Genomic DNA, 25,416 nt, shown 5'->3' on the forward strand with positions numbered 1-25,416 from the left:
GGATTTATTGATGTCGCTATTAGAAGTAAAAAATGTAAAAAAAATATATACGACGCATCTTGGAGCGGTAAAGGTCCAGGCGCTTTGTGATGTGAACTTTTCCGTGGAGGAGGGGGAATACGTGGCGATTATGGGCGAGTCGGGTTCGGGAAAAACCACGCTTCTTAATATTTTGGCGTCGCTTGATAAGGCTACCAGCGGTAAAGTACTTTTAAATGATAAGAACTTGGCGGAAATCAAGCAAAAGCAGCTTTGTGCTTTTCGAAGAGATCACCTGGGCTTTGTTTTTCAGGATTTCAATTTGCTCGATACTTTGTCTTTACGAGACAATATTTTTCTACCGCTGGTCTTAGCCGGGGCACCTTTTCATAATATGGAGGAAAAACTGCGCCCGTTGGCGGAAAAACTGGAAATTACAGACTTACTGGATAAATATCCATATGAAGTGTCAGGAGGGCAGAAGCAGCGTGCGGCGGTATGCAGGGCGCTTATCACGGAACCGGAAATCGTGTTTGCGGACGAGCCTACCGGAGCCCTGGACTCAAAGGCATCATCTAAGCTTCTTCGGCTTTTTGCGGATATTAACAGAGACGGGCAGACGATTCTTATGGTGACCCATAGCATACAAGCGGCAAGCCATGCGGGAAGGATCCTCTTTATCAAGGATGGCTGCGTGTTTCATCAGATATATAGAGGTAACCGCTCTAACGAGGAAATGTATAAAATGATTTCTGACGCGCTGACCGTATTGCAGACGGGGAATTACTCTGCGCCATTTGGGAACGGGGAGGAGCGATAATGGAAAAGTCGATTAAGAAATGGCGTGTGCTGCCAAAGCTCGCAGTGACGGGGGTAATAAAAAATGGAACGGTTTATTATCCTTATTTCGGTGCCGGGATATTTTCGGTGTTTATTTTTTTTATATTTTCCTCTATACTGCACAATGATATTATCGGCATACTGCCCCACAGTGTTTATGCGTGGATGTTTTTGCAAATCGGACGGGTGCTTTTGGGAATTATTCTCCTGCCTTTTTTATTCTACACCAATAGCTTTTTGATTAAGCGCAGAATAAAAGAAATAGGACTTTACAATATTTTAGGGCTGGAAAAGAAGCATATCGGTGTCATGATGCTTACGGAGACTTTGTTCTCTTATATTGTGGCGGTGGGGGGAGGAATCGTGAGCGGGACGGTATTTTCCAAGCTGCTGTTTTTACTGCTCTTGCGTATGACAGGGCTTCCTGTGGATGTGAATTTCGTCTTTTATCCTGAGGCATTTCTGGAAACGGCCATATTTTTCCTTTGGATATACGCCATAAATCTCGTTTCTAATTTGATACAGGTGGGAAAATCCAAGCCTGCGGAGCTTTTGTCAGGCAGTAAAAAAGGGGAAAAAGAGCCAAAGCTTCTGTGGATTTATTCGGCTTTGGGAGTGGCGGCACTGGCAGGCGGCTATGCTATTGCCATTCGCTCAAAGGTGGATTCTCAGGTATTCATTAGTTTCTTTTTTGCTGTTTTTCTCGTAATTGCGGGTACCTATTTTATATTTACTTCAGGAAGTGTGGCATTTTTAAAACTTGTTAAGAAAAACAAAAAGGCTTATTATAAACCGGCCAACTTTATTACCATATCGGGTATGCTCTATCGCATGAAAAAGAATGCCGCGAGCCTTGCAAATATTTGTATTTTCTCCACAATGGTAATTATTACACTCGTATGTACCTCATCCTTGTATATGGGATTAGATGAAATTTTGTATTTTAATTTTCCTTATGATACGGGCGTTTATTTTGAAAAAAAGGATGCCGGAAGGGATCATATAAGCGATGCTGCTATAGCTTTGGGAAAAGAAAACGGTATCTCAATAAAGGATTTGGTATCCTACGAGCGCATTTCTTTATCCTGCGGAAAAGAAGGCAATTCCTTTGGCGCAAGCTTTACAGAGGAAATGAGCTCCAAAGATAATTATAAAGTCAATATCATTTCTCTGGAAGACTATAACGAAATGGAAAACAAGCAGGAAGTACTTGGAGAAAACGAGGTGTTCATTTTTTCCAGCGGAGCTGATTTTTCCTATGACACGGTAACGTTTATGGGCAAATCGTTAACGGTAAAGAAAGAATGGAAGGAAATGAAAATAGAACCCAAATCGGAAAAGAATACATTTCAAGGCGAATTTTATATTGTTGTAAGAGATAAAAGAATGCACGATGATTTGGTTGCGAGCTGGGCGGAGAAAAATGGTGTGGAGGATGTGGCTGGCTTTCTGGAAAGCGACTACCGCATTATCCGATTTAACGTGGAGGGAGAAGAGGCGGATAAGGAAGTATTTATGAGCGAACTTAATACATGGTGTGAGGGCAGACCGGGGTTTGTGGCGTTTTATAATAATCTAGACGGCAGAGCAATGGATCTCAGCATGAATGGCGGGCTTTTGTTTATCGGTATTTTATTCAGCTTCGTTTTTCTCATGTGCCTGCTGCTTATCATGTATTACAAACAGATTTCAGAGGGATATGAGGATAGGGACGGCTTCTTTATTATGCAGAAGGTAGGAATGAGCGAGAAAGAAATTAAAACTACGATACACAGGCAAATACTTCTCGTATTTTTCCTGCCCCTAATAGGAGCGGTGCTTCACACCGCAGCGGGGCTTTTTATGGTAAATCAGTTATTTGCTACATTAAAGTTCTTCAATACTCCCCTGTTGGCAATATGTGCGGTATTTGTAACCACAGTGTTCATTATTTTCTACGGTTTAAGCTATTTAATGACGGCTAAGACCTATTATAAAATCGTAAGGCGGGAAAATGCCTGATTTCACTCCGGACGGAAAGCGCACAGACTGCTTCGAAGTAACGCGGATATTTCATTGCACGCGTTGACTTCGTCGCGGATGCCGTGAAGGACTACGGCGAACTCGGAGGTCAGCTGTGCAATTCCTGTAATATTTCCGCTGCTTTCATTCATGGTATCAAAGATATGAGAAATATTGTTGTCCATGAGCGCAAAGGAAACCCGCAGCTGTTCGGCATGCTCCGAGAAACGTTCCATCATTCGGGAAATCTCGGTAGCGTCCGCATAGTAGTTATTGGCAATATCCGTAAAAAAGACATAATCATTGATAACAGATGTGTCAATAAAGGACAAAATATTATTAGCATCCAGAGCCAGTTTTTCTACGGCTGCCGTTACGACTTCGCTGATATCCTGAATCTTTCCTGCAGCATTCTTGCTGCTTTCCGCAAGGGAGCGGATTTCAGAGGCAACTACGGAAAAACCGTGGCTGGATGAGCCGGCTCTTGCCGCTTCGATGGAAGCGTTTAAGGATAAGAGATTTGTCCGCTTGGATATATCCAGGATTTCATCGGTCAATTTGCCGATCATGGCGGCTTTGCCGCTTTCCTCCATGGAAAGATTAAGATTTTCTCTCATGGATGTCAGCACCTCCATAGCGGAGGCCTTTCCATGTATTGCATTTTTTTCCAGCCCTTCCGCCTTCTGCATCATATCGAGAGTATAAGTTTTTCCCTCTTTGGAGAAATCCGCGATTGCTGTGGCAAAGCTTAAATTCTTCGTGGAACTGCTTTTCAGCGTATCGGTGGCTTCGGAGGCCTCTTGCGTACCCGCGGCAATTTGCTGCAGATGAGAGGATATATGGTCGATATTTGCATCGGAGGAAGCGATGTGTTCCGATACCTCACTTACGGTAAGGGTTAAATCACGGGACCTGGCATCCAGCCCGGATAGTACGTGCTCTAAGCCGGAGGCAAGGGTAAACATGGAGGATTTCAGGGCTTTTATTTCTTTTGTATTTTTATAAGGAAGCTTTTTCTCACGCAGATTGGTAACCCCGGAGGACAACAATGATGTTTGTTCCGCGATCCAGCGGAAGAGAGAAGAAATTCTCTGAGACATCATGATGGTACCCAGGCCTCCCGTCAGGCATATGAGAAGCATACTTATGATCATAGTTTTGATCAGTCCATATACCAGTACAAAGGATTCCGACAGCGGAGAGACGATGCATATGGATATGCCTCTTACTCCCAATGGATAATAAGAATAGAGAAAGCTGGTATTATCGCTTTTGGCGATGACACTGCCATTTTCTCCCTGGGTCATAGAAAGATAAACTCTCTTAAGGTCGTCAGGGATCTGGGCATAAGCCGCCATAGCTTCGGTATCACTTTCATCAGGAACTCCAAAACGGGTATTCAATACCAAGGATTGATCCGGATGGGCAGAGACGGTGCCATCGGAATTGAGCATGAAGACATAACCGTTGTCTGTGAACTGATAGTTGTTCAATATATCGGAGATACATTCCAGACGGAGGTAACCGATGAGCACCCCTACCTTTTTGTCGTTCCGGTATATGGGAGTGCTGATTCCGAGAACAGCCCTGCCGGTGCTGACAGAGATAGCAGGCTCACTCACATAGGTTTTTTCCTCTTTCCAGGGCATGGCAAAGGCTTCCTGCGTGCGGATAGAATAACCATGACCATCTTTTCCTTCGGTATGTACCTGCTCGGTGCCATATTGGTTGGCGATCAGGAAGTGGGACCAGACATCAGACCCCTCCACTGCAAGTAAAGCTTGCAGATAGGGTTCCGCCTGTGTATAGTCCATGCTTTTTACGCTCTCCTGCATAGCTGCGGTTTCCACAATAGCAGTATATTTGTCAATTTCCGTCCGCATTTGATTGCTGAGCATGGAAGCATAAATAGTGCTCTTGTGCTCGGTCTCCTCTTTTACCGTATGGTAGGTATAAAGAGTGATAATAGATAATAAAAGAAGAAAGGGTAAAACAAAGATTAAGGAGAGATTTTTAAAAAATTGTATTTTCAAAGAGTGGTCTTTACGTTTCATAAAAGAGCGGTCTTTACGTTTCATATAAGCAACCATGCCTTTCTTATTCTCTGTATAAGCCGTATATTCCAAGGTTGTAAAAAGATAATGGGCTATGGACAGTTTATGTCATATAAGGGAGAAGTTCTATCAAGAGTTTGTAAAGTTGAGGTAAAAAAAATTTTACAAAGGTTCCTAACCGTCCTAAAATGGTGTATAGTATAAGGAAGATAAATCGGGGAGGATGGCATGGACGGAATAGAGAAACTAAAGAAAATAATAGATGACAGTGACAACATCGTATTCTTTGGCGGTGCCGGAGTGTCGACGGAAAGCGGTATACCGGATTTTCGAAGCGTGGACGGTCTTTATAATCAGAAATATGATTATCCTCCTGAAACGATCTTGAGCCATACCTTTTATAGAAGAAAGCCGGAGGAATTTTACCGTTTTTACAGAGACAAGATGCTATGCCTTACGGCAAAGCCTAACGCAGCTCATTTAAAGCTTGCCCAGTGGGAAAAGGCTGGAAAGTTAAAGGCAGTCATTACGCAGAACATAGATGGTTTGCATCAGTCGGCAGGAAGTAAGAAGGTACTTGAACTTCATGGCTCGGTGCTTAGGAATTACTGTGAGGGCTGCGGAAAGCTTTTCACCGCAGAGCATATTCTGCATTCCGTGGAAGTGCCCCGCTGCGATGAATGCGGCGGTCCCATTAAGCCGGATGTAGTTCTCTATGAAGAGGGCCTGGATTCACAGATAATGGAGCAGGCCATGGACTATATAAGAAATGCGGAGGTTCTCATTATCGGAGGTACCTCGCTTGCGGTATATCCGGCCGCAGGAATGATTGACGGTTATAAGGGAAATAAGCTCGTGCTCATCAACAAGACGCCGACTATGAGAGATAATGTGGCGGATTTAATCGTGCAGGGCAGCATCGGCGATGTTCTAAAGGTGCTGTAATAAGACTGTGAGGGTGGTTTGTATGGATATTCAGGTTGGAGATGTTCTGAGATTGAAAAAGCAGCATCCCTGCGGAAGCAAGGAATGGGAGGTTCTGCGGATAGGAGCGGACTTTCGATTGAAATGCGCAGGCTGCGGTCATCAAATTATGATAGCGCGCAGAGTGCTTGAGAAAAATATCAAAGAAATTAAACAAAAGCCTTGAAAATAACGGGTTTGTATGGTATCATAGTAACTCGTGATATATTTTAAATTCCTTGCTCTCATCTTAGAATGAGGGCCAGAGACCAAAAGGAGGTAACGCACATGAACAAATATGAATTAGCCGTTGTTGTCAGTGCAAAAATCGAAGATGAAGAAAGAGTAGCAGTTCTTGATAAATGCAAAGCTCTTGTTGAAAGATTCGGTGGACAGGTTACGAACGTGGATGAATGGGGTAAGAAGAGATTAGCTTACGAAGTTCAGAAAATGAAAGAAGCCTACTACTACTTCATTCACTTTGATGCTGAGAGCACTGTTCCGCTGGAAATCGAAAACAGAATTCGTATCATGGACAATGTAATCAGATATTTATGCGTCAGACAGGACGAGGCATAAGAGAGAACAGGAGAACGTATGAATAAAGTAATACTTATGGGACGTTTAACGAGGGACCCCGAAGTGAGATATTCACAAGGGGAAAGCCCGATGGCAATTGCCAGATATACACTTGCTGTAGACCGCAGATTCGGAAGAAACAATGACGATGCCAGTGCAGACTTTATCGGCTGCGTAGCATTCGGCAAAGCCGGAGAATTCGCGGAGAAATATTTCCGGAAGGGAACAAAGATAGCGATTACCGGACGTATCCAGACGGGAAGCTATACGAATAAGGATGGCGTAAAGGTGTATACGACGGATGTTGTTGTCGAAGATCAGGAATTTGCGGAGAGTAAGAACAGTGCCGGTGCAGACGGGGGTTTTGCCGGTAACAGTAACTTTTCCGGCGGCGGAAGACCCGAGCCCATGGCGGCAGGGGACGGCTTCATGAATATTCCCGATGGAATAGATGAAGAGCTTCCATTTAATTAAAAAATGAGGACTCGGTATTTACTTTAATACGGAGTTCATAACTGATAAGTGAATATGAAATAGGAGGCACTATTATGGCTTATAATAAAGCAGAGAGGTCTGATTCTCCGATGAGAAGAAAAGGCGGCATGCGCAGAAGAAAAAAAGTTTGCGTATTTTGCGGCAAAGACAATGTTATCGATTATAAAGATGTAAATAAATTAAAAAGATATGTATCTGAGAGAGGAAAAATCCTCCCCAGAAGAATCACAGGAAATTGCGCAAAGCATCAGAGAGCTCTTACCGTAGCAATCAAGAGAGCACGTCATATCGCATTGATGCCGTATGTAATGGATTAATACTAAAAATGAGGCCAACTATCGCAAATGGTAGTTGGTCTTTTTTGATGTAATAGGAAAGTGTTCCTATTACATCAAAATGGATGCGCAGCTACGTGCGCGAAGGCACTTTTGCTCATGGTAAAACGCTAAACCTATTTATAAGTATAATTATAAAAAAAAGAATAATAAGTATGCAAATTATATAAAAAATAAAAAAATATTGAAAATTATATGAACATATAATATAATAATATAAAGTTAAGCGCTAAACTAAAATCGAACAAATAATGTAGTAAAACTGTGTGGAGGTTAAGAATGAGTAAAAAGTTAAAGCAAATATTTTCGATGCTGCTGGCAATGACGATGGTAACGGGGCTATTAGGAGGATGCGCAGGCAGTTCCGGTAGCGTGGATACAATTACGGATATAAAGGATACCGGGGCGCAGAATGCCGCAGCTACATCGACTTATGAGCCCTACCCTGAAACGGTCACCTATACGATCGGTCTGAGAGTGCGTGCCGATGTAGCATATCCGGAAGGCAGTACGGATACGGCGGAGGAAAGCGCCTATACAAGATTCATGAAATCCAAATTGAACATACAAAATAAGAACGCATTCGAAGCGGCAGACGATAACGACTATAATCAAAAGGTTTCCATGGCAATCACCAGTGGAGATATTCCGGATATTATGAACGTTACCTATGACGACTTCAAGGAATTGGCCGAGAACGATATGCTGGAGGATTTAACCGAGGCATACAATAACTGTGCCAGCGATTTGATGAAGGAAATCTATGCGTCCAACGATAATCGGTCCCTGGATATGGCAACCATAGACGGAAAATTATATGCAATTCCCACAACGGCTATTTCCAGCGGACCGGAGATGCTCTGGCTTAGGGGGGACTGGATGGATAAGCTCGGTCTGGAGGAGCCCAAGACCTTGGAAGATATAGAGAATATCGTTAAGGCCTTTGTAAAACAGGACCCGGGAGAGAACGGTGCAGGGAAGACCGTAGGAATTCCGTTGTGCGTGGACGGAGACACTAATTATATTTACGGAAACTATTCGGGAGCATATAAAGCCAATAATATTTTTACAAGCTTCGGCGCCTACCCCGAGCAATGGGTGGAGGGCAAGGACGGAACTGCGGTATACGGCTCGGTGCAGCCGGAGATGAAGCAGGGACTGCAAGTGCTTGCGGACTGGTATAAGGAAGGCGTGATCGACCAGCAGCTGGCGGTCAGGACCTATGACGATATCAAGGCACTTGTGACGGATGGAAAATGCGGTTCCTATTTTTGCGGCTGGTGGGCACCCTATGATTTGGCCGGTTCCTATGAGCTGAATCCCGATGTGGAATGGCGTGCTTATATTCTGCCCACAGGTTCGGATAACAAGGTAACCATGTGGTCGGGAAATCCCAATCAGAATTATTTCGTAGTACGAAAAGGGTTTGAGCATCCGGAACTTCTCGTAAAAGCGAAATCAATCACCTTGGATTACAATCAGGGAGATGCGGCGTATACGGATGAAAGTGCGGAATGTAAGGAATATCTGGATTATGTAGCTCATGGCTACGGTGTGGAGGTAATCGGCGGATTCGACTGGTACGATGCTGCTGCGCGTGCATATCAGCATATCAGCGAAGCCATCGACGGAACGAGAAATCCGGACGAAATGAATGCCTATGAACATTCCTTGTATGAGTCCTGCACGAAATACCTGGAAGCGGTAAACAATAAGGAAAAGCCTGAAAAAGCGAACTGGCTGGACTACAATGCCCGCATGGTAGCCAGCAAGCTCATGAATGATACCGAGGTAAATATCGTACAGCCGGTATTCTTCAGCCAGACGGATTCCATGTCGCTGATGTGGGAAAGCTTAAGAACTCTGGAAAGAACCACTATTCTTAAAATAGTGACAAATGAATTAAGTGTAGATGAATTCGATGCTTTCGCAGAGGAATGGATGAATGCGGGAGGACAGCAAATCACAGAGGAAGTGAACGAAGCGATTAATTAGTACTGAACATTAGGCCTGAGCCGGTTTAGCTTATCTTATCGGTTCAGGCATTTTTGCGGGGCAGCGGACTGTGAAGAAAGGTATGGGTTATTTTATGAATAGACCGAAAAAGCAAGTATATTATCATTTGATGATGCTTCCGGGGATGATATTTTTAATCATTTTTAATTTTATTCCTATGGCTGGAATTGTGATGGCATTTCAGAATTTCAGCCCGGTAAAGGGGATCTTGGAATCTAAATGGGTAGGGCTTGATAATTTTAGATTTATCTTCAGCCTCCCGGATAGCAGACAGATTTTTGTTAATACAATTATCATATCGCTTGGGAAGATTATGCTTGGAATCCTTATTCCGGTCTGCTTTTCCCTGATGCTGAATGAAATAAAAGTGAAGTTTTTTAAACGAACGGTTCAGACAATTGTATATATGCCTCATTTTTTGTCTTGGGTAGTGTTTGCTGCGGTAGTCCAAAGTATATTTTCTTATGACGGGCCGGTCAATGTACTGCTGACGGTAATAGGAATGGAGCCTGTTATGTTTTTGGGAAGCAATCAGTGGTTTCGAACGTTAATGGTTACTACCGATAGCTGGAAAGAATTCGGTTATGGCTCGATCATTTATCTGGCGGCGCTTACGGGAATAGACCCGGGGCTGTATGAAGCAGCATCCATTGACGGGGCAAGCCGGTGGAAAAGGCTTTTGTATATCACCTTGCCGGGAATCATGCCGATTATCCTCATTATGCTGACGATGGCCCTGCCTAACATTTTGAATGCGGGTTTTGATCAGATTTTCAATCTATACAATCCGCTCGTTTACGAATCGGGAGATATTCTGGACACCTATGTTTACAGAGTGGGTATGTTAAAAAGGCAATACAGTCTGGGAACGGCAGTGGGATTGATTAAATCTGTAGTCGGAATGATACTGATATTAGCTGCGAATAAATTGGTCACGACATTTTCCGACCGGAGAATGTTCTAAGGAGGACAAAGATGAAAAAACGGAAAAAAATAGATTTACTGACCGTATTCATTTATGCGGTGGTGATAGTGATGGGCCTAAGCTGCCTTCTTCCGCTGCTGAATACGTTGGCGTTATCCTTTAGCAGCAGCGCGGCGGCTACAGCCGGTAAAGTAGGAATTATACCGGTGAGTTTCACGCTGAGCTCTTATCAGAAGATATTGAATGACCAACAGTTTTGGAGATCCTTTCTCATTTCGGTGTTACGGGTGATAGCAGGTACCTCGCTCAATATATTTTTAGTAATTACCATGGCCTATCCTTTATCCAAGAGCGGGAGAGAATTCGGAGCACAGAAAATATACATCAAATTCGTGATATTCGCTATGCTGTTTAACGGCGGCATGGTACCTACCTACATGGTAGTGCAGAAGCTGGGAATGATTAATACCCTCTGGTCTTTGATTTTACCGGGAGCAGTGGGCACAGGAAATGTTATCTTGATGATGAACTTTTTCAGGAGTGTGCCGAAATCCCTGGAGGAAGCGGCAGAAATCGACGGTGCCACCCCATTTCAGATTTTATGGAATATATTTATACCTGCATCGAAGCCTTGCATAGCAACTATCGTACTTTTTTGTATCGTAGGGCACTGGAACGATTATTTTTCGGGAATCCTGTACATAACGAAGGTACATAATTATCCCCTGCAGACCTATATTCAAATGATAGCTACTACCTTTGATATTTCCAAAATAACCGATATCAAAAAGCTGGAAGAGTTTCTCGCGATATCGGAAAGAACGCTGAATTCTGCAAAAATAGTCGTATCCGTCATACCGCTGTTATTAATTTATCCTTTTCTGCAGAAATATTTTACCACAGGACTCGTGGTAGGAGCCGTTAAGGAGTGAGAGAAGGACGAATGAAGAAAATATATAGAATTGATGCCAGCGGAAGGGCATTGGAAGAAAATATAGTACACCGAGGAGAGCTTCGTATTACATTGCTGACCCCTGCGCTTCTCAGGATAGAATATAACCGGGAAGAAGACTTCGTGGACGCGCCTACACAGGCGGTATGGTTCCGGAAGTTTCCTGCCGTGGATTATTGTCTGGAGGAGTCGGAGGAAAGCCTTTTTCTGGAAACTGCGCGGATATGCCTTAAATATAACAAGGACAGTAAAGCGGAGGATTTCCTGACAATCAGAATAAAGGACGAGGCGGGCAGGTATATCGGAAGATGGAAATGGACCGACGAGGTCCTGACGCTAAAGGGGACTGCCAGAACCCTGGATGAAACGGACGGGGCGGTAACGCTTGAGGAAAGTATTATTTCGAGGCAGGGATATTCTGTTCTGGATGACAGCGCCTCTTATTTAATAAAAGAAAGCGGTGAACTGACGGGGAGAAAAAGCATCGGCAAGGATATTTATTTCTTTGGATACGGTCATGCCTATCAGGAATGTCTGAAGGACTTTTTCCGGATGACAGGGAAGCCGCCCATGCTTCCCAGATTCGCTTTCGGTAACTGGTGGAGCCGTTATCACAAATATACGGAAGAGGAGTATAAAGCGCTGATAGAAAGGTTCGAAGAAAATGAAATTCCGCTGTCCGTGGCGGTAATCGATATGGACTGGCATATTACCGAGATTGACTCCGGAGAAGGGAGCGGATGGACGGGATATACATGGAATCGTGAATTGTTTCCGGAGCCGGAGAGGCTTCTTACATGGCTCCATGAAAAGAAGCTTCAAGTATCGCTCAATGTACATCCGGCAGAAGGAGTTTTGCCACATGAGGAGGCTTATGATGAAATGGCAGGAGCCCTCGGTATGGATACGAAGAGGCGGGAACCCATAGACTTCAACATTTCTGATCCTGAATTTCTGGAGGCATATTTTCAATATCTGCATGCTCCTAACGAAGCGATGGGAGTGGATTTCTGGTGGGTGGACTGGCAGCAGGGGGAAAAAAGCGGACTGCCGGGAGTGGACCCGCTATGGCTTCTTAACCACTATCATTATTTGGACAATGGAAAGGAAAATAAGAGGGCGTTGATTCTGTCTAGATATGGTGGAGCCGGAAGCCACAGATATCCGGTGGGATTTTCCGGCGATTCTATTATATCGTGGGAAACTCTGAAATTTCAGCCATATTTTACGGCGACGGCGGCTAATATTGGATACGGATGGTGGAGCCATGACATTGGCGGTCATATGCTGGGAGCATACGATGAGGAATTGCAGATTCGCTGGGTTCAATTCGGAGCGTTTTCCCCTATCTGCCGTATACACAGCTCGGCAAGCCCTTTCAATCATAAGGAACCATGGAACTATTCTTTGGAGACTAATATGATCATTACGAAGTACTTGCGGCTGAGGCATCAATTGATTCCCTATCTGTATACAATGAACAAGGTTTTTTCCTCGGAAGGGATTCCTTTGTTGAGACCTTTATATTATGAGTACCCGGAAAAAGAGGAAGCGTACCGTATGCCGAATGAATACCTTTTTGGAACCCAGATGATTTGCACTCCCGTTACTGAGCCTGTTATCGATGCAATACGGGTGGCTAAAGCGAACGCTTGGATACCGGAGGGTACCTATATCGATTGGTTCACCGGCATGATTTACAGAGGCGGGCGCAGGATAGACCTTTACCGGGGGATTGGGGAAATGCCTGTGCTTCTTAAGGCAGGAGCCATTGTACCGCTGAATGGAGATGAGAAGAGAAGAAACGGTACGGATAACCAGGACTTATTGGAATTGATAGTAGCTGCAGGGGCGGACGGAGAATTCGAATTATATGAGGACGATGGTATCAGCCTGCTTTTTGAAAAGGGAGAGTATGTAACCACGCAGTTTGAGCTGGATTACAGGAATGCCGGAGAGCTTCGGATCCATGGAGCAAACGGCGACTTGAAATTAATACCGGAGAGAAGAAAATACCGGATCCGCTTCCTTGGATTTGAAAAACCGGACACGATATGGGTAAAAAGAGATGGCACATTAGCAGAACTATCGTTTTACTATGAAGCGATAAGGAATGAAGCAGTGCTGGAATTAGAGGCAGGAGTTGATGAAGAGATTAGTATATCCTTTCAAGGGGGCATGCGATTAGGAAGCAATAAAGTACCGGAGAGATGCTTTCTGCTGCTGGATAAGGCTAAAATTGAATATACCGAAAAAGAGAAGATTTATAATATCATCACAAAAAACACATGCGTCAGGGCTTTGACAGGCTTGCTGAGCTTAAATATAAATGCTGAGCTTTACGGAGCGTTTCATGAACTGCTGCTTGCAGAGGAAGAATGAAAGAGGATAAATCTTATGGAAAAATGGCTTCAAAGTGTCTATTCCGATGGAACTGGACATTACGTCAGCGAGCCTTATCCTGCAAAGGGTGAATGGGTCGATATACAAATCAGAATGTTAAAAAATCAAAGTGTGAAGCATGTGCTTCTCCGTTCTAAAGAATTTGGAATTGAAAAATTAACCGAGATGAATTTGTTTAAAACGAAAAATGGATTGGATTATTACAAGGTGCAGGTCCGGATAAACGATCCGGTATACCGCTACCAATTCTACTTGGTTACGGAAGAGAAAATTTATTATTATACGCAGCACCGTATTACGGATCATATTCCCGATGAATCGATGGACTTTGTGATACTTGCGGACTATCATCCTGCCAAATGGATAAAGGAATCTGTTTTTTATCAGATTTTCCCTGACAGGTTCTGCAACGGAAATGAAAAAATCAGCGTTAAGGACGGGGAATACAGCTATCAGGGGCATCCTGCCATTCGGGTAAAGAATTGGAATACGCCTGCTGCAGACTATGGGCAGACGCACGCTCTTGATTTTTATGGGGGAGACCTGGAGGGAGTCATCAAGAAGCTGGATTATCTGTCGGAGCTTGGTATAAATGCCATATATCTGAACCCTATTTTCACATCCCCCTCGGTGCATAAATATGACAGTCTGGATTATTACCATGTGGATACTCATTTGGGCGGGGATGCAGCGCTGAAAATGCTGATTAAAAAATTGCATGAGAGAGATATGAAGCTCATGCTGGATATTTCAATCAATCACACAAGCTCCGCCGCACAGTGGTTCAATAAAGAGAACGAATTTTATCAAGCTTGTGTGGGAGCGTATCAAAATCCGGAATCGGAGCTCCGCCAGTTTTATTTTTGGGACGACAAGGGAAATTATGATACATGGTGCGGAGTGAAGACTATGCCTAAGCTCAACTATGGGTCTGAGGAGTTGAGAAGAAAGGTATATAAGAATAGAAACTCCGTACTTAAAAAGTGGATGAAAGAGCCTTACGGGATCGATGGCTGGAGATTTGATGTGGCAGATTGTCTGGCGAGAAACGAGGTGACGGATGTACATGAGGAAGTTCTTAAGGAGATAAGACAGGAACTTAAGTCCGAAAATCCCGATATTTATTTGCTGGCGGAGGACTGGGCGGACTGTTCGGAGGATCTGAAAGGAGACGCATGGGACGGAACGATGAATTATTACGGCTGTGCCCGGCCGATTCGTGAATTTGTGGGGGAAATCGATTTATTTCATGTAAGGAACCCGATACTCAGCCGCGTAACCTGTAAAATGACGGCGAAACAGTTGGCGGAAAGAATTACACAATTTTATGCGAAACTTCCCTGCTCCGTACAGTATCAGATGTTCAACCTGCTGAACAGCCATGATGTGACCAGACTTTATAATAATCCTGAGGTGAACACGGAAGAGCACAGAGGGGCGGTCGTGATGATGTTTGCATTGCCGGGGTGTCCTAATGTTTATTATGGAGATGAGATCCTTTTGGAGGGGGGGATTGATTCTATAGAGAGCTGCCGTTATCCCATGAATTGGAACCGGAAGGAGGAATTTACGGAGATTTATGAATTCTACCGGAAGCTGGCATGGCTGAAGAGAAGTTCCCAGGCGATGCAGGACGGGGGATTTCAGGTTTTTTGGGATAAGGATTACATATTTGCTTTCTCCAGATTTACGGAAAAGGAGGTTATCTTTGTTGTTTGTTCGACGGATGACAAAGAATATGAAATAATTCTTCCGATTGAGAATTATGGATTAGAGCATTTTCGGGAAAAAGAGGATTACTTCGGCGTTCCTTTGGATACGGAAAAAAGGGATGGAAAAATAATATGTCACATAAAACCCCACCAAAGTTATCTGATGAGGGTGCCCATAGAAAAATAAACATAGAAAAATTATGAGAAAGGCTAACTGTTTTTTGCCGGGGAAATAGGGTATAATGTTCTTATAATAACTATTTTAAAGGAGCATCGGTATGATAACGTTAAAGGATATCGCAAAAGAAGCCGGCGTAAGCAGTGTAACGGTTTCGAATGTAATTAACGGCAATTATAAAAAGGTATCCGCTGAGAAGATTGATGAGATTCAGGAAATCATTAAAAAACATCATTATGTTCCCAATGCGGTAGCGCGAAGCCTTGCGGTAAAGGAGTCGAAGCTGATTGGAGTAGTGATTCCTTATGTGGCTGAGAATGAGAACTTCCTGCAAAGTCCTTATAACGCGGAAATACTGGGTGTACTGGAAAAGTGGATTCGCAAGAACGGATACTATTTAATGGTAAGATGCGTCGATAGCTGCAAAGAGATTATTCCTGTAATCAACACGTGGAATGTAGATGGAGTGGTCTTTCTCGGAGCATATAGCCACGAAGTGAGAGAGTTGAATAAGCAATTGCGGCTACCGATGGTTTTTATTGATACATATGCGGATGAAAAAGAAATTGTAAATATTGGTGTAGATGATTTCAAAGGAGGTTATATCGCCACGAAATACCTGATCAGCAAAGGACATCGTTCCATTTGCTTCGTAGGGCCGTGCTATATTGAAGGAAATGTAGTAGAAAAGCGATATAACGGATACTTGAAGGCGATGGGGGAATGTGGCTATGGGGACAGTATTTCCAGCCAACATGCCATTGGAACCTCATATGAAGACGGCGTTGGCATAGGAAAAAAAATTGCGTTTGCAGAGGAAGAAGTCACTGCAGTCTTTGCCACGGCGGACATATTGGCGTTAGGATTGATTCATGGCTTGCGTTTGAATGGGAAGAGGGTTCCGCAGGACATATCCGTAATCGGGTTTGATAATTTGCAGGAATGCAGATATTCTACGCCACAGCTTACTACCATATCGCAGAATATTTCCATAAAAGCGGAACGGGCAGCAGATGCGTTGTTTCAAATGATTAGGGAAAAGAAGAAAATGTCCATGAATGAGATAATAGAGGTTGAGTTAGTGGAAAGACAGTCGGTCCGGCCCATATCGGGCGCGGATTAAAAGGGCAATGCCGCCAGGCGTTGCTTTTTTATGCAATAGAAAGTGCGTCTATTGTATAAAAAAGCGAGTGCATGGCTGTTCATGAGAGTGTGTCAGAAGCGCTGTTCTTTGTATCTTACAAAATATGTCGTAAAAGGATAGAAAACGACTAAATAATAGTGTGGAACTTCAAAGAAAAAAATGCTATACTGTAAGAAATGTATTTTGAAGGTTATAGCGTTACAAATGGGTAGATGATGCCCGCAGGGAAAAGGGTAAGGTATGAAAAACAGCATTAAGTTAAAAGGCAGATTAAAAAAATATTTGCAGACTTCCGTATATTTAGGTATTTTATTAGTTATCGTAAACTTAGGAATTTATTTGATCGATTACCGCGCAGGGCTGGTTCTTACATGCTTTGTTATTTTCTATTTCGTGGTAGTCTTATCACTTTTGCTATACAATAAACCGGTTATCATGAACGAGCTGATCAGTTTCGCTACGCAATATGGACAGATCCAGAGAAAGCTTCTCAGGGATTTGGACTTGCCTCATGCCCTGTTGGATGATGAGGGCAAGATTATCTGGACGAATGCTGCCTTCGAGAAGACCGTACATAAGAGCAGGGGATACCGCAAATCGATTACTTCTCTGTTCCCCACGATCACGAAGGAAAAGCTGCCCGGTGAAGCGGATGAAGTAGAATTCAGCGTAAGCTTCGAGGACAGCGATTATGTGGCTAAGCTTAAGAAAATATCTTTAAGGGATATGGAAGAGGGCAGTGATATCATCGAAGTGGAAGACTATGAAGGTTATTTGATCGCCCTTTATCTGTTCGATGAGACTGCTTTGAAGATAGCGCTCCAGGAGGTGGATGACCAGAGCCTTGCGGTAGGATTGATTTATCTCGACAATTACGATGAAGCGTTAGAAAGCGTGGAAGAAGTAAGGCGTTCTCTTTTGATTGCGCTGATCGACAGAAAGGTTAATAAGTACATAGCCGGTTTGGACGGCATTTGTAAGAAGATCGAAAAAGATAAGTTCCTCGTTATCTTGCGCAAGAAGGCAATCGCTTATCTTCAGGAATACCGGTTCGACTTATTGGAGGATGTAAAGACCGTCAATATTGGTAATGAAATGGCCGTAACTATAAGTATAGGTGTCGGATTGAACGGTCTTACCTATGCGCAGAATTATGAATTCTCACGAAATGCCATTGATTTGGCCTTGGGCCGGGGCGGCGATCAGGCGGTGGTAAAGACCCCTAACAACACTATTTACTACGGCGGAAAGAGTCAGCAGGTGGAGAAAAATACCCGTGTCAAGGCGAGGGTAAAGGCGCATGCATTGAAAGAGATTATATCCGGCAAGGACAAGGTTATCGTAATGGGGCACCGGAATGCGGATGTGGACAGCTTCGGAGCGGCGGTAGGAGTTGCACGAATCGCGCATACTCTGGAACGTAAGGTGCATATCGTCGTCAACAATGTGACTACATCGCTGCAGCCTATGGTCGAGATGTTCAAGAACAATCCTGAATACGATGACGACCTGATCATCAACAGCCAGCAAGCCATCGAGATGGTAGGAAACAATGCGGTGCTGGTAGTGGTGGATGTGAACAAGCCGAGCATTACTGATTGCCCGGAAATGCTTCGTTTGTGCAAATCCATCGTAGTATTCGACCACCACAGACAGGGCACGGAGGTCATTGAAAACGCGACGCTTTCTTATGTGGAGGCATATGCATCGTCCACATGCGAAATGGTTTCGGAGATATTGCAATATATCGGAGATAATATAAAAATTACGAGTACCGAGGCAGACTGTCTGTATTCCGGTATTATGATAGATACCAACAATTTTATGACGAAGACGGGCGTGAGGACCTTTGAGGCGGCAGCCTTTCTTAGAAGAAGCGGCGCAGATGTTACGAGAGTGCGCAAGCTGTTCCGTGAAGATGCGGCCGACTATAAGGCTAAGGCGGATGCGGTCAGCCAGGCAGAGATTTACCGCAATGCTTATGCGATTTCCATATGCACCGGAGATGATGTTTTGAATCCTACGGTGGCGGGTGCGCAGGCGGCCAATGAGCTGTTAAATATCAAAGGTGTGAAGGCCAGCTTCATTTTGACCGAATATCAGAATCAGATTTATGTCAGCGCCCGTTCCATCGACGAGGTTAACGTTCAAATCATTATGGAGAGACTGGGCGGCGGCGGACATATGAATATAGCCGGATGCCAGATGGAGGACAGGTCTTTGGCAGAGGGCATCGGCATCATTAAGCATACGTTAGATACGATGATTGAAAACGGCGAGATTTAAGCTTTTACGCAGAGGTTTTCAAATTTTGAAAGGAGTACATTTACGGACATGAAGATTATATTGATAGAAGATGTGAAGAGTTTAGGCAAGAAGGGGCAGATTGTGGAAGTGAGCGACGGCTATGCGCGAAATTTCGTGCTTCCCAAGAAGCTTGGCCTGGAAGCCACAGGAAAGAACATAAACGATCTGAAGCTGCAAAAGGCCAATGAAGAAAAAATAGCGTTGGAGCAGCTTAATGCGGCGGAAGACTTTGCGGCTGAAATGGAAAAGAAGGAGGTTATCGTAACGATAAAGTCGGGGGAAGGCGGAAAGACCTTCGGTTCCATATCCTCCAAGGAAATCGCGGAGGCTGCAAAGAGTCAATGCGGAATGGAAATCGACAAGAAGAAGATCCAGATGCCGGAAGCGATAAAGAGCCTCGGCGTATATGAGGTATCTGTAAAGCTGCATCCGAAGGTGGCCGGTAAACTGAAGGTAAGGGTTCAGGAAGAAAAATAAAAGATACGAAAAGTGAGAGGATGAAAAGTGGCGGCAATGGAAGAAACATTGCTCAAAAGGGTACTGCCCCATAGTATAGAAGCCGAGCAATCCGTGATAGGCGCTATGATTATGGATAGGGAAGCGATTGTTGTTGCCTCCGAAATAGTGATGGAGGATGATTTTTACAGCAAGCAGTGCGGGATTCTATTTGAGGCTATGATAGAACTGAATGATGAAGGGAAACCGGTGGATTTAGTAACGCTGCAGGACAAGCTGAAGGAGAAGGATATTCCGGCGGAGATGAGCAGTCTGGAATATATCAGAGATCTGATTACTGCGGTGCCTACTTCTGCTAATATCAAGTACTATGCGAATATTGTGGCGGAGAAGGCTACGTTGCGCCGGTTGATAAAATTAAACGAAGAAATAGCCAATACCTGTTATGTAGGAAAGGAAAGCCTTGAGGTTATTCTGGAGGATACGGAAAAACGCGTATTTAATCTGGTTCAGAGAAGAAATACGGGAGAATTTGTACCGATTCGCCAGATCGTCATGAACGCAATGGATCAAATCGAGAAGGCCTCCAGAAATAAAGGGAGCGTTACGGGAATCGCAACGGGTTTTATCGATTTGGATTACCGGACGGCGGGAATGCAGCCTTCCGACCTCGTTCTCATCGCGGCCAGACCGTCCATGGGAAAGACTGCTTTCGTGCTGAATATTGCTCAGCATGTGGCTTTCAAGCTTAATCAGACAGTAGCTGTTTTCAGTCTGGAAATGTCCAAGGAGCAGTTGGTCAACCGTCTGTTTTCCTTAGAATCCAGAGTGGATGCGCAGAAGTTGAGGACGGGAAGTTTATCTGACGGCGATTGGGAAAAACTGATTGAGACTGCCGGAGTTATCGGCAAGTCGAACCTGATAATAGATGATACCCCTGGTATCAGTATTGCGGAGCTGCGCTCCAAATGCAGAAAGTACAAGCTGGAACACGGGCTTAAAATGATTATCATCGACTATTTGCAGTTGATGTCGGGAAGCGGCAAGGGAGATTCCAGGCAGCAGGAGATTTCGGATATTTCCCGCTCATTAAAGGCCCTGGCGAGGGAGCTTAGCGTTCCGGTCCTGGCATTATCACAGCTCAGCCGAGCCGTGGAGCAGAGGCCGGATCATAGGCCGATGCTTTCGGACCTTAGAGAGTCAGGAGCTATCGAGCAGGATGCCGACGTGGTTATGTTTATTTACAGGGATGATTATTACAACAAAGATACCGAGAAAAAGGGTATTGCAGAGATTATCGTGGCAAAACAGAGAAATGGTCCAATCGGAACAATCGATTTGGTTTGGCTGCCGGAATATACCAAGTTTGCCAATATGCAGAAGTGATAATCATTATTTCAATTTAAGTTTATTAGATGAGATTACAAAAGAGGACATGTATAGTATACAGTCCTCTTTTTATGTATACGGTTGACGAAATAACCCGATAAAATACAAAATTCAACAAAACGTATAGTGAGTGGAAAGTGTCGGAGAAATAAACCGGAAAATATAAGAAGACAGAAAGGAGAAACAGGAATGGAAAGACAAACACGTTATTTAATTTCGGATGCAGCAAAGCTGGTGGAGGTAGAGTCCCATGTGCTCCGCTACTGGGAGGAGGAGCTTGGAATTCCGATTAAGAGAAACGAGCTGGGGCATAGATACTATACGGAAGAAGATGTGGAATGCTTTAAGGAGGTAAAAAGCCTGAAGGAGCAGGGCCTGCAGCTCAAGGCAATCCGTGTAGTGGTTCGAAACGGCAGGTTGGAGCGTATAAATGGCAATTCTGCAATCGAGAACGGGCTGCTGTATAGTGAAAAGTTAGAAAAGGTTAATGAGACCAGGAAAAAATCTTATGAAACTGGAGAACCGGATTCCGGAATGAACAAAGAACACGGAAGACAGATGATAGAGATCATTGCGTCTAAGGAATTATCTGAGCCGAGGAATGAGAGCGTCGGCTTCGGAGCTGTCGGCAGGGAAGAAAAGAGCATGCGCCTGCAAATACTATTGCAGCATATGATATCGGAAGCGGTAAAGGAGAGCAACAAGGAGCTGTGCGATGATATTAAGGAAAGCGTTCTCAAGGAAATGGATTACCAGTTCCGCCTGCAGGAGGAAAAGGAGGAGGTGCGGGAAGCCGAGAGAAGCAGGAGAGAGGACGAGCACTATAAGAGAATCGATGAGCTGCTTCGGAGCTACAGCAAAAAAGGAAGGAGAAAGGAGAAGGCAGAGGAGAGGCAGAATCGTATTGCCGCAAGAAAAAAGCCTTCAATCGTCTGATTGAAGGCTCAGGGAGCATTATTATAATGATATTAGCCCTGAGAAATAGCGCCAGTAGGGCAAACGCCTGCGCAAGAACCACAGTCGATGCAAGTATTAGCATCAATTTCGTATTGGCTGTCGCCTGCGCTGATTGCGCCAACCGGACACTGTCCTTCGCAAGAGCCGCAGCTTACACAAGAATCATTGATTACATATGCCATAATGATATTCCTCCTTAATATGTATCCTTATTGATAAATTGTTATCAAACTATACCTTATTTTAATATAAAACCGGGTCAAATACAAGTGAAACATAAAATATTAAATTACTATCTCTGACAGCCTCTAATGAGGCTGACCGGCCTCCGAGCGGCGCTTCTTGATTCCTTCAAGTATTACCTTTTTCTTTTCGGGAATCTTATTCTTATTCATAGCAGGAACGCCGGAAAGCTTGTATTCCATATTGAGCTGCTTATACTTAGCTTCTCCCATCGTATGATAGGGGAGCACGTCCAGCGCTTTCAGATTGCTGAACTGACCGATGAAATACCCTAAATCGAACAGATACTTATCGTCATCGGTAAGTCCCGGCACTATCACGTGACGAACCCACATATCTACATGCTTCTCATTCAGATACGCAGCGAAGGCGAGGATATCCTCATTGGGATATTCCGTAAGCTCTTTGTGCTTCAGGGAATCAATGTGTTTTATATCCAGCATGACCAAATCGGTCAAGGCCATTAATTGATCCAGCTTCGCGATCCACTGTGTATTCTGCGCCTTGTATATGATGCCCGAGGTATCGATGCAGGTGTGAACACCTTCTTTTTTGGCGATGGTGAATAAATCGATGAGAAAATCGATCTGAACCAGCGGTTCTCCGCCGGTTACCGTCATTCCTCCGCTTTTGTAAAAGGCCTTGTTCCTATTGTATTGTTCAAAGACTGCCTCCGGCTCCATGAGAGTGCCGGCATTCATTTCCCAAGTATCAGGATTGTGGCAATAAGCACAACGCATAGGGCATCCCTGCAAAAAGACGACAAATCTTGTACCCGGACCGTCCACCGTACCAAAACTTTCAATTGAGTGTATTCTGCCTTGCATGTCCATCTTCCTTTTCTTTTAAAAAGGGCCCTGAAACGGTTTCAAGGCCCTCGATAATAATTGCTTTTGCGTAATTATACAGATTCATGGAATGTACGTGAAATAACGTCATTCTGCTGTTCGGGAGTCAACTTGATGAAGTTAACCGCATATCCGGATACCCGGATGGTAAGCTGAGGATAGTTCTCAGGATGTTTCTGAGCATCCAGAAGAGTATCTCTGTTAAGAACGTTAACGTTCAGGTGATGCCCGCCCTTCGTTGCATATCCATCTAATAATGATACAAGGTTATCAACCTGTGCTGCGCTAATATCTGCCATTTTATTTATCTCCTTTCGTGATGGAAAAATCATCATTGAAATTTCTCTTTATCGATAGTCGTCCAAGCCCTGCTCCAAGGTAGGAACACTGCATGCTAACGGGGTTCTGGAACAGTCTGTACATCCCAAGGTCTGAACGTTTTTCGATTCTTCCTGAGAATTGTCTACATCCACGTTTATATGACCTATACCTTGAAGCATGCCGGAATCCAACATCTTTACAATATCGTCAATCATTGTTTTCTCGTCCATAACGAACCCCTTTCTTATTTCGCTTTATAATATAATTAGCTATTTAAATCTAAATCGATGTCGCCTGCAAATACCTTATCCTCTTTACCGAGAGCTCCCGGGACGATAGAGAAGGTATTAGAGATACCATCCTGTGCATCTTCGAAAGGAAGCTTTGCAACGGAAGACAGAGAGGCGATAGCACCATGTGTATCGCGTCCGTGCATCGGGTTAGCGCCGGGGGCGAAAGGCTGGCCTTTCTTACGTCCGTCCGGAGTGTTTCCGGTAGCCTTGCCGTAGGTTACATTAGAAGTAATTGTAAGTACGGACATGGTAGGAACCCCATTTCTGTAAGTGTGATGTCTTCTGATAGCAGTCATGAATTTGGAAACGATGTCGTGAGCAATCTTGTCTACGCGGTCATCGTCGTTACCATATTTCGGGAAATCACCAGTGGTCTTGAAGTCTACGATGATTCCGTCTTCGTCTCTGATGACTTCAACCTTCGCATATTTGATTGCGGATAAGGAATCGGCAACGATGGACAAGCCCGCGATACCAGTTGCGAAATAACGCTTTACATCCCTGTCATGAAGAGCCATCTGTGCTCTTTCATAGCAGTATTTGTCATGCATATAGTGGATAACGTTCAAAGTATTAACATATACGTCTGCCTGCCATTCCATCATATCTGAAAACTTTCCTATTACATCATCGTAATCAAGAACATCGCCTTCTATCTTGCGGTATTTCGGGCCGACCTGTTTCTTTGTCACTTCGTCTACACCGCCGTTCAAAGCATAGAGCAAACATTTTGCGAGGTTAGCACGTGCGCCGAAGAACTGCATTTCCTTACCGATTACCATGGAAGATACGCAGCATGCGATACCGTAATCATCCGCATGTGTCACTCTCATAAGGTCATCGTTTTCATACTGTATGGAAGAAGTCTGAATAGACATTTTAGCGCAGTATCTCTTGAAGTTCTCAGGAAGTCTTGTGGACCAGAGAACAGTCAGGTTCGGTTCCGGAGAAGCACCTAAGGTAGTCAGTGTGTGTAAATAACGGAAAGAACTTTTCGATACCAGGTGACGTCCGTCAACACCAACACCGCCGATGGATTCTGTCACCCATACGGGGTCGCCTGCGAAAATCTGGTTGTACTCAGGAGTACGGGCGAATTTCACGCATCTTAACTTCATAATGAAGTGGTCAATAAATTCCTGAATCTGCTCTTCGGTAAAGGTTCCGTTTGCCAAGTCTCTTTCTGCGAAGCAGTCGATGAAGGTAGAAGTACGTCCGAGAGACATAGCAGCACCATTCTGCTCTTTTACCGCACATAAATATCCGAAGTAAGTCGCCTGAATAGCTTCTTTTACATTAGTAGCCGGATTGGAAATATCGCATCCGTAAGAAGCAGCCATTTTTTTCATCATTTTAAGAGCTACGATCTGCTCGGAAATCTCTTCGCGAAGGCGCATAACATCATCGGTCATAACGCGTCCGGTAGAGTCCTTCTGAACAAGTTTGTCTTCAATTAATCGGTCGATGCCGTATAAAGCGACACGTCTGTAATCGCCAATGATACGTCCGCGTCCGTAAGCATCTGGAAGTCCTGTGATAATATGGGAAGAACGGCATGCTCTCATATCTTCGTTGTAAGCGTCGAAGCAGCCGGCATTGTGTGTTTTTCTATGAGTAGAGAAGAATTCGCTGATTTCGGGATCTACTTCGTAGCCGTTATCGGAGCAAGCTTTTTCTGCCATGCGGATACCGCCATAAGGCTGTAAAGAACGTTTGAACGGTTTGTCTGTCTGGAAACCGACGATCGTCTCTTTGCTCTTGTCCAAGTAACCCGGTCCGTGAGAAGTGATGGTGGATACAACCTTAGTGTCCATATCGAGAACACCGCCGGCTTCACGCTCTTTCTTCTGCAAATCAAGTACCATGTTCCATAAATCTTTTGTGTTTTGTGTAGCGTCAGCTAAAAAGGATTCATCTCCGTCATAAGGATGATAGTTTTTCTGGATGAAGTCGCGAACATTGACCTCATTTTCCCATTTGCCGCCTACAAAGTCTTTCCATTCTGGTCTCATTTTAAATAAGCCTC

23 protein-coding genes are annotated in these 25,416 nt (G+C 44.2%); 17 read left to right on the forward strand and 6 right to left on the reverse strand.

The features are described 5' to 3' along the window. Positions 1 to 10: 10 nt before the first annotated feature. Positions 11 to 799 (forward strand): ABC transporter ATP-binding protein, encoded by a 789-nt coding sequence (locus V6984_RS01750; protein WP_342759921.1) that lies wholly within the window; start codon positions 11 to 13, stop codon positions 797 to 799. Further along, positions 799 to 2,820 (forward strand): FtsX-like permease family protein, encoded by a 2,022-nt coding sequence (locus V6984_RS01755; RefSeq protein ID WP_342758103.1) that lies wholly within the window; start codon positions 799 to 801, stop codon positions 2,818 to 2,820. Before V6984_RS01750 ends, V6984_RS01755 begins: the two co-directional genes overlap by 1 nt. A 2-nt stretch (positions 2,821 to 2,822) precedes the next feature. Here the strand turns inward: V6984_RS01755 and V6984_RS01760 are convergent, their stop codons facing one another. Next, positions 2,823 to 4,898: a methyl-accepting chemotaxis protein gene (locus V6984_RS01760; RefSeq protein ID WP_342758104.1), complete on the reverse strand. Its 2,076-nt coding sequence runs from the start codon at positions 4,896 to 4,898 to the stop codon at positions 2,823 to 2,825. Positions 4,899 to 5,102: 204 nt separating this feature from the next. Between V6984_RS01760 and V6984_RS01765 the strand changes: the two genes are divergently transcribed. The 15 genes from V6984_RS01765 to V6984_RS01835 all read left to right on the forward strand — a co-directional run bounded on the left by V6984_RS01765 (position 5,103) and on the right by V6984_RS01835 (position 21,664). Continuing rightward, the gene (locus V6984_RS01765; protein ID WP_342758105.1) at positions 5,103 to 5,819 is read left to right on the forward strand and encodes an NAD-dependent protein deacylase; all 717 of its coding nucleotides are present in this window, start codon (positions 5,103 to 5,105) and stop codon (positions 5,817 to 5,819) included. Between the two features lie 22 nt (positions 5,820 to 5,841). Further along, positions 5,842 to 6,024, forward strand: coding sequence for a DUF951 domain-containing protein (locus V6984_RS01770; protein ID WP_342758106.1), 183 nt, complete (start codon positions 5,842 to 5,844; stop codon positions 6,022 to 6,024). A 101-nt stretch (positions 6,025 to 6,125) separates the two neighbouring features. Further along, positions 6,126 to 6,416, forward strand: a complete 291-nt coding sequence (gene rpsF, locus V6984_RS01775) for a 30S ribosomal protein S6 (protein WP_342758107.1) — start codon at positions 6,126 to 6,128, stop codon at positions 6,414 to 6,416. A gap of 18 nt (positions 6,417 to 6,434) precedes the next feature. After that, entirely contained in the window at positions 6,435 to 6,890 is a 456-nt protein-coding gene (locus V6984_RS01780; protein WP_342758108.1) for a single-stranded DNA-binding protein, read from the forward strand. A 74-nt stretch (positions 6,891 to 6,964) separates the two neighbouring features. After that, a complete protein-coding gene (gene rpsR / locus V6984_RS01785) occupies positions 6,965 to 7,228 on the forward strand; it encodes a 30S ribosomal protein S18 (RefSeq protein ID WP_031391378.1) in 264 nt (87 codons plus the stop codon). Between the two features lie 297 nt (positions 7,229 to 7,525). Next, positions 7,526 to 9,241 (forward strand): extracellular solute-binding protein, encoded by a 1,716-nt coding sequence (locus V6984_RS01790; protein WP_342758109.1) that lies wholly within the window; start codon positions 7,526 to 7,528, stop codon positions 9,239 to 9,241. A gap of 94 nt (positions 9,242 to 9,335) precedes the next feature. Next, positions 9,336 to 10,226, forward strand: a complete 891-nt coding sequence (locus tag V6984_RS01795; protein WP_342758110.1) for an ABC transporter permease — start codon at positions 9,336 to 9,338, stop codon at positions 10,224 to 10,226. Between the two features lie 11 nt (positions 10,227 to 10,237). Continuing rightward, complete coding sequence (locus V6984_RS01800; protein ID WP_342758111.1) at positions 10,238 to 11,119, forward strand: carbohydrate ABC transporter permease; 882 nt, start codon at positions 10,238 to 10,240, stop codon at positions 11,117 to 11,119. 11 nt (positions 11,120 to 11,130) lie between these two features. Further along, positions 11,131 to 13,521: a TIM-barrel domain-containing protein gene (locus V6984_RS01805; protein ID WP_342758112.1), complete on the forward strand. Its 2,391-nt coding sequence runs from the start codon at positions 11,131 to 11,133 to the stop codon at positions 13,519 to 13,521. Positions 13,522 to 13,536: 15 nt separating this feature from the next. Continuing rightward, entirely contained in the window at positions 13,537 to 15,441 is a 1,905-nt protein-coding gene (locus tag V6984_RS01810) for an alpha amylase N-terminal ig-like domain-containing protein (RefSeq protein WP_342758113.1), read from the forward strand. Between the two features lie 91 nt (positions 15,442 to 15,532). Further along, entirely contained in the window at positions 15,533 to 16,555 is a 1,023-nt protein-coding gene (locus tag V6984_RS01815; protein ID WP_342758114.1) for a LacI family DNA-binding transcriptional regulator, read from the forward strand. Between the two features lie 261 nt (positions 16,556 to 16,816). Continuing rightward, complete coding sequence (locus V6984_RS01820; RefSeq protein ID WP_342758115.1) at positions 16,817 to 18,862, forward strand: DHH family phosphoesterase; 2,046 nt, start codon at positions 16,817 to 16,819, stop codon at positions 18,860 to 18,862. A gap of 48 nt (positions 18,863 to 18,910) precedes the next feature. After that, positions 18,911 to 19,360 (forward strand): 50S ribosomal protein L9, encoded by a 450-nt coding sequence (gene rplI, locus V6984_RS01825; RefSeq protein ID WP_342758116.1) that lies wholly within the window; start codon positions 18,911 to 18,913, stop codon positions 19,358 to 19,360. Between the two features lie 36 nt (positions 19,361 to 19,396). Beyond that, a complete protein-coding gene (dnaB, locus tag V6984_RS01830) occupies positions 19,397 to 20,725 on the forward strand; it encodes a replicative DNA helicase (RefSeq protein WP_342759922.1) in 1,329 nt (442 codons plus the stop codon). 192 nt (positions 20,726 to 20,917) lie between these two features. Then, positions 20,918 to 21,664 carry a helix-turn-helix domain-containing protein gene (locus tag V6984_RS01835; RefSeq protein WP_342758117.1) on the forward strand — a complete coding sequence of 249 codons (747 nt, stop codon included), beginning with the start codon at positions 20,918 to 20,920 and terminating at the stop codon, positions 21,662 to 21,664. A gap of 32 nt (positions 21,665 to 21,696) precedes the next feature. Here V6984_RS01835 and V6984_RS01840 read toward each other — a convergent pair whose 3' ends face one another. The 5 genes from V6984_RS01840 to pflB form a co-directional block, all read right to left on the reverse strand. Continuing rightward, positions 21,697 to 21,867, reverse strand: coding sequence for a DUF362 domain-containing protein (locus V6984_RS01840; RefSeq protein ID WP_342758118.1), 171 nt, complete (start codon positions 21,865 to 21,867; stop codon positions 21,697 to 21,699). 126 nt (positions 21,868 to 21,993) lie between these two features. Beyond that, on the reverse strand, positions 21,994 to 22,755 hold the full coding sequence (gene pflA / locus V6984_RS01845) for a pyruvate formate-lyase-activating protein (RefSeq protein ID WP_342758119.1): 762 nt from the start codon (positions 22,753 to 22,755) through the stop codon (positions 21,994 to 21,996). Positions 22,756 to 22,829: 74 nt separating this feature from the next. Next, positions 22,830 to 23,075, reverse strand: coding sequence for an autonomous glycyl radical cofactor GrcA3 (grcA3, locus tag V6984_RS01850; RefSeq protein ID WP_342758120.1), 246 nt, complete (start codon positions 23,073 to 23,075; stop codon positions 22,830 to 22,832). Positions 23,076 to 23,123: 48 nt separating this feature from the next. Further along, positions 23,124 to 23,327: a hypothetical protein gene (locus V6984_RS01855; RefSeq protein WP_342758121.1), complete on the reverse strand. Its 204-nt coding sequence runs from the start codon at positions 23,325 to 23,327 to the stop codon at positions 23,124 to 23,126. Between the two features lie 35 nt (positions 23,328 to 23,362). After that, on the reverse strand, positions 23,363 to 25,402 hold the full coding sequence (gene pflB, locus V6984_RS01860; RefSeq protein WP_342758122.1) for a formate C-acetyltransferase: 2,040 nt from the start codon (positions 25,400 to 25,402) through the stop codon (positions 23,363 to 23,365). Positions 25,403 to 25,416 lie beyond the last annotated feature (14 nt).

Origin of the sequence: Kineothrix sp. IPX-CK, from assembly GCF_039134705.1 — a bacterium.
GTDB lineage: Bacteria > Bacillota > Clostridia > Lachnospirales > Lachnospiraceae > Kineothrix > Kineothrix sedimenti.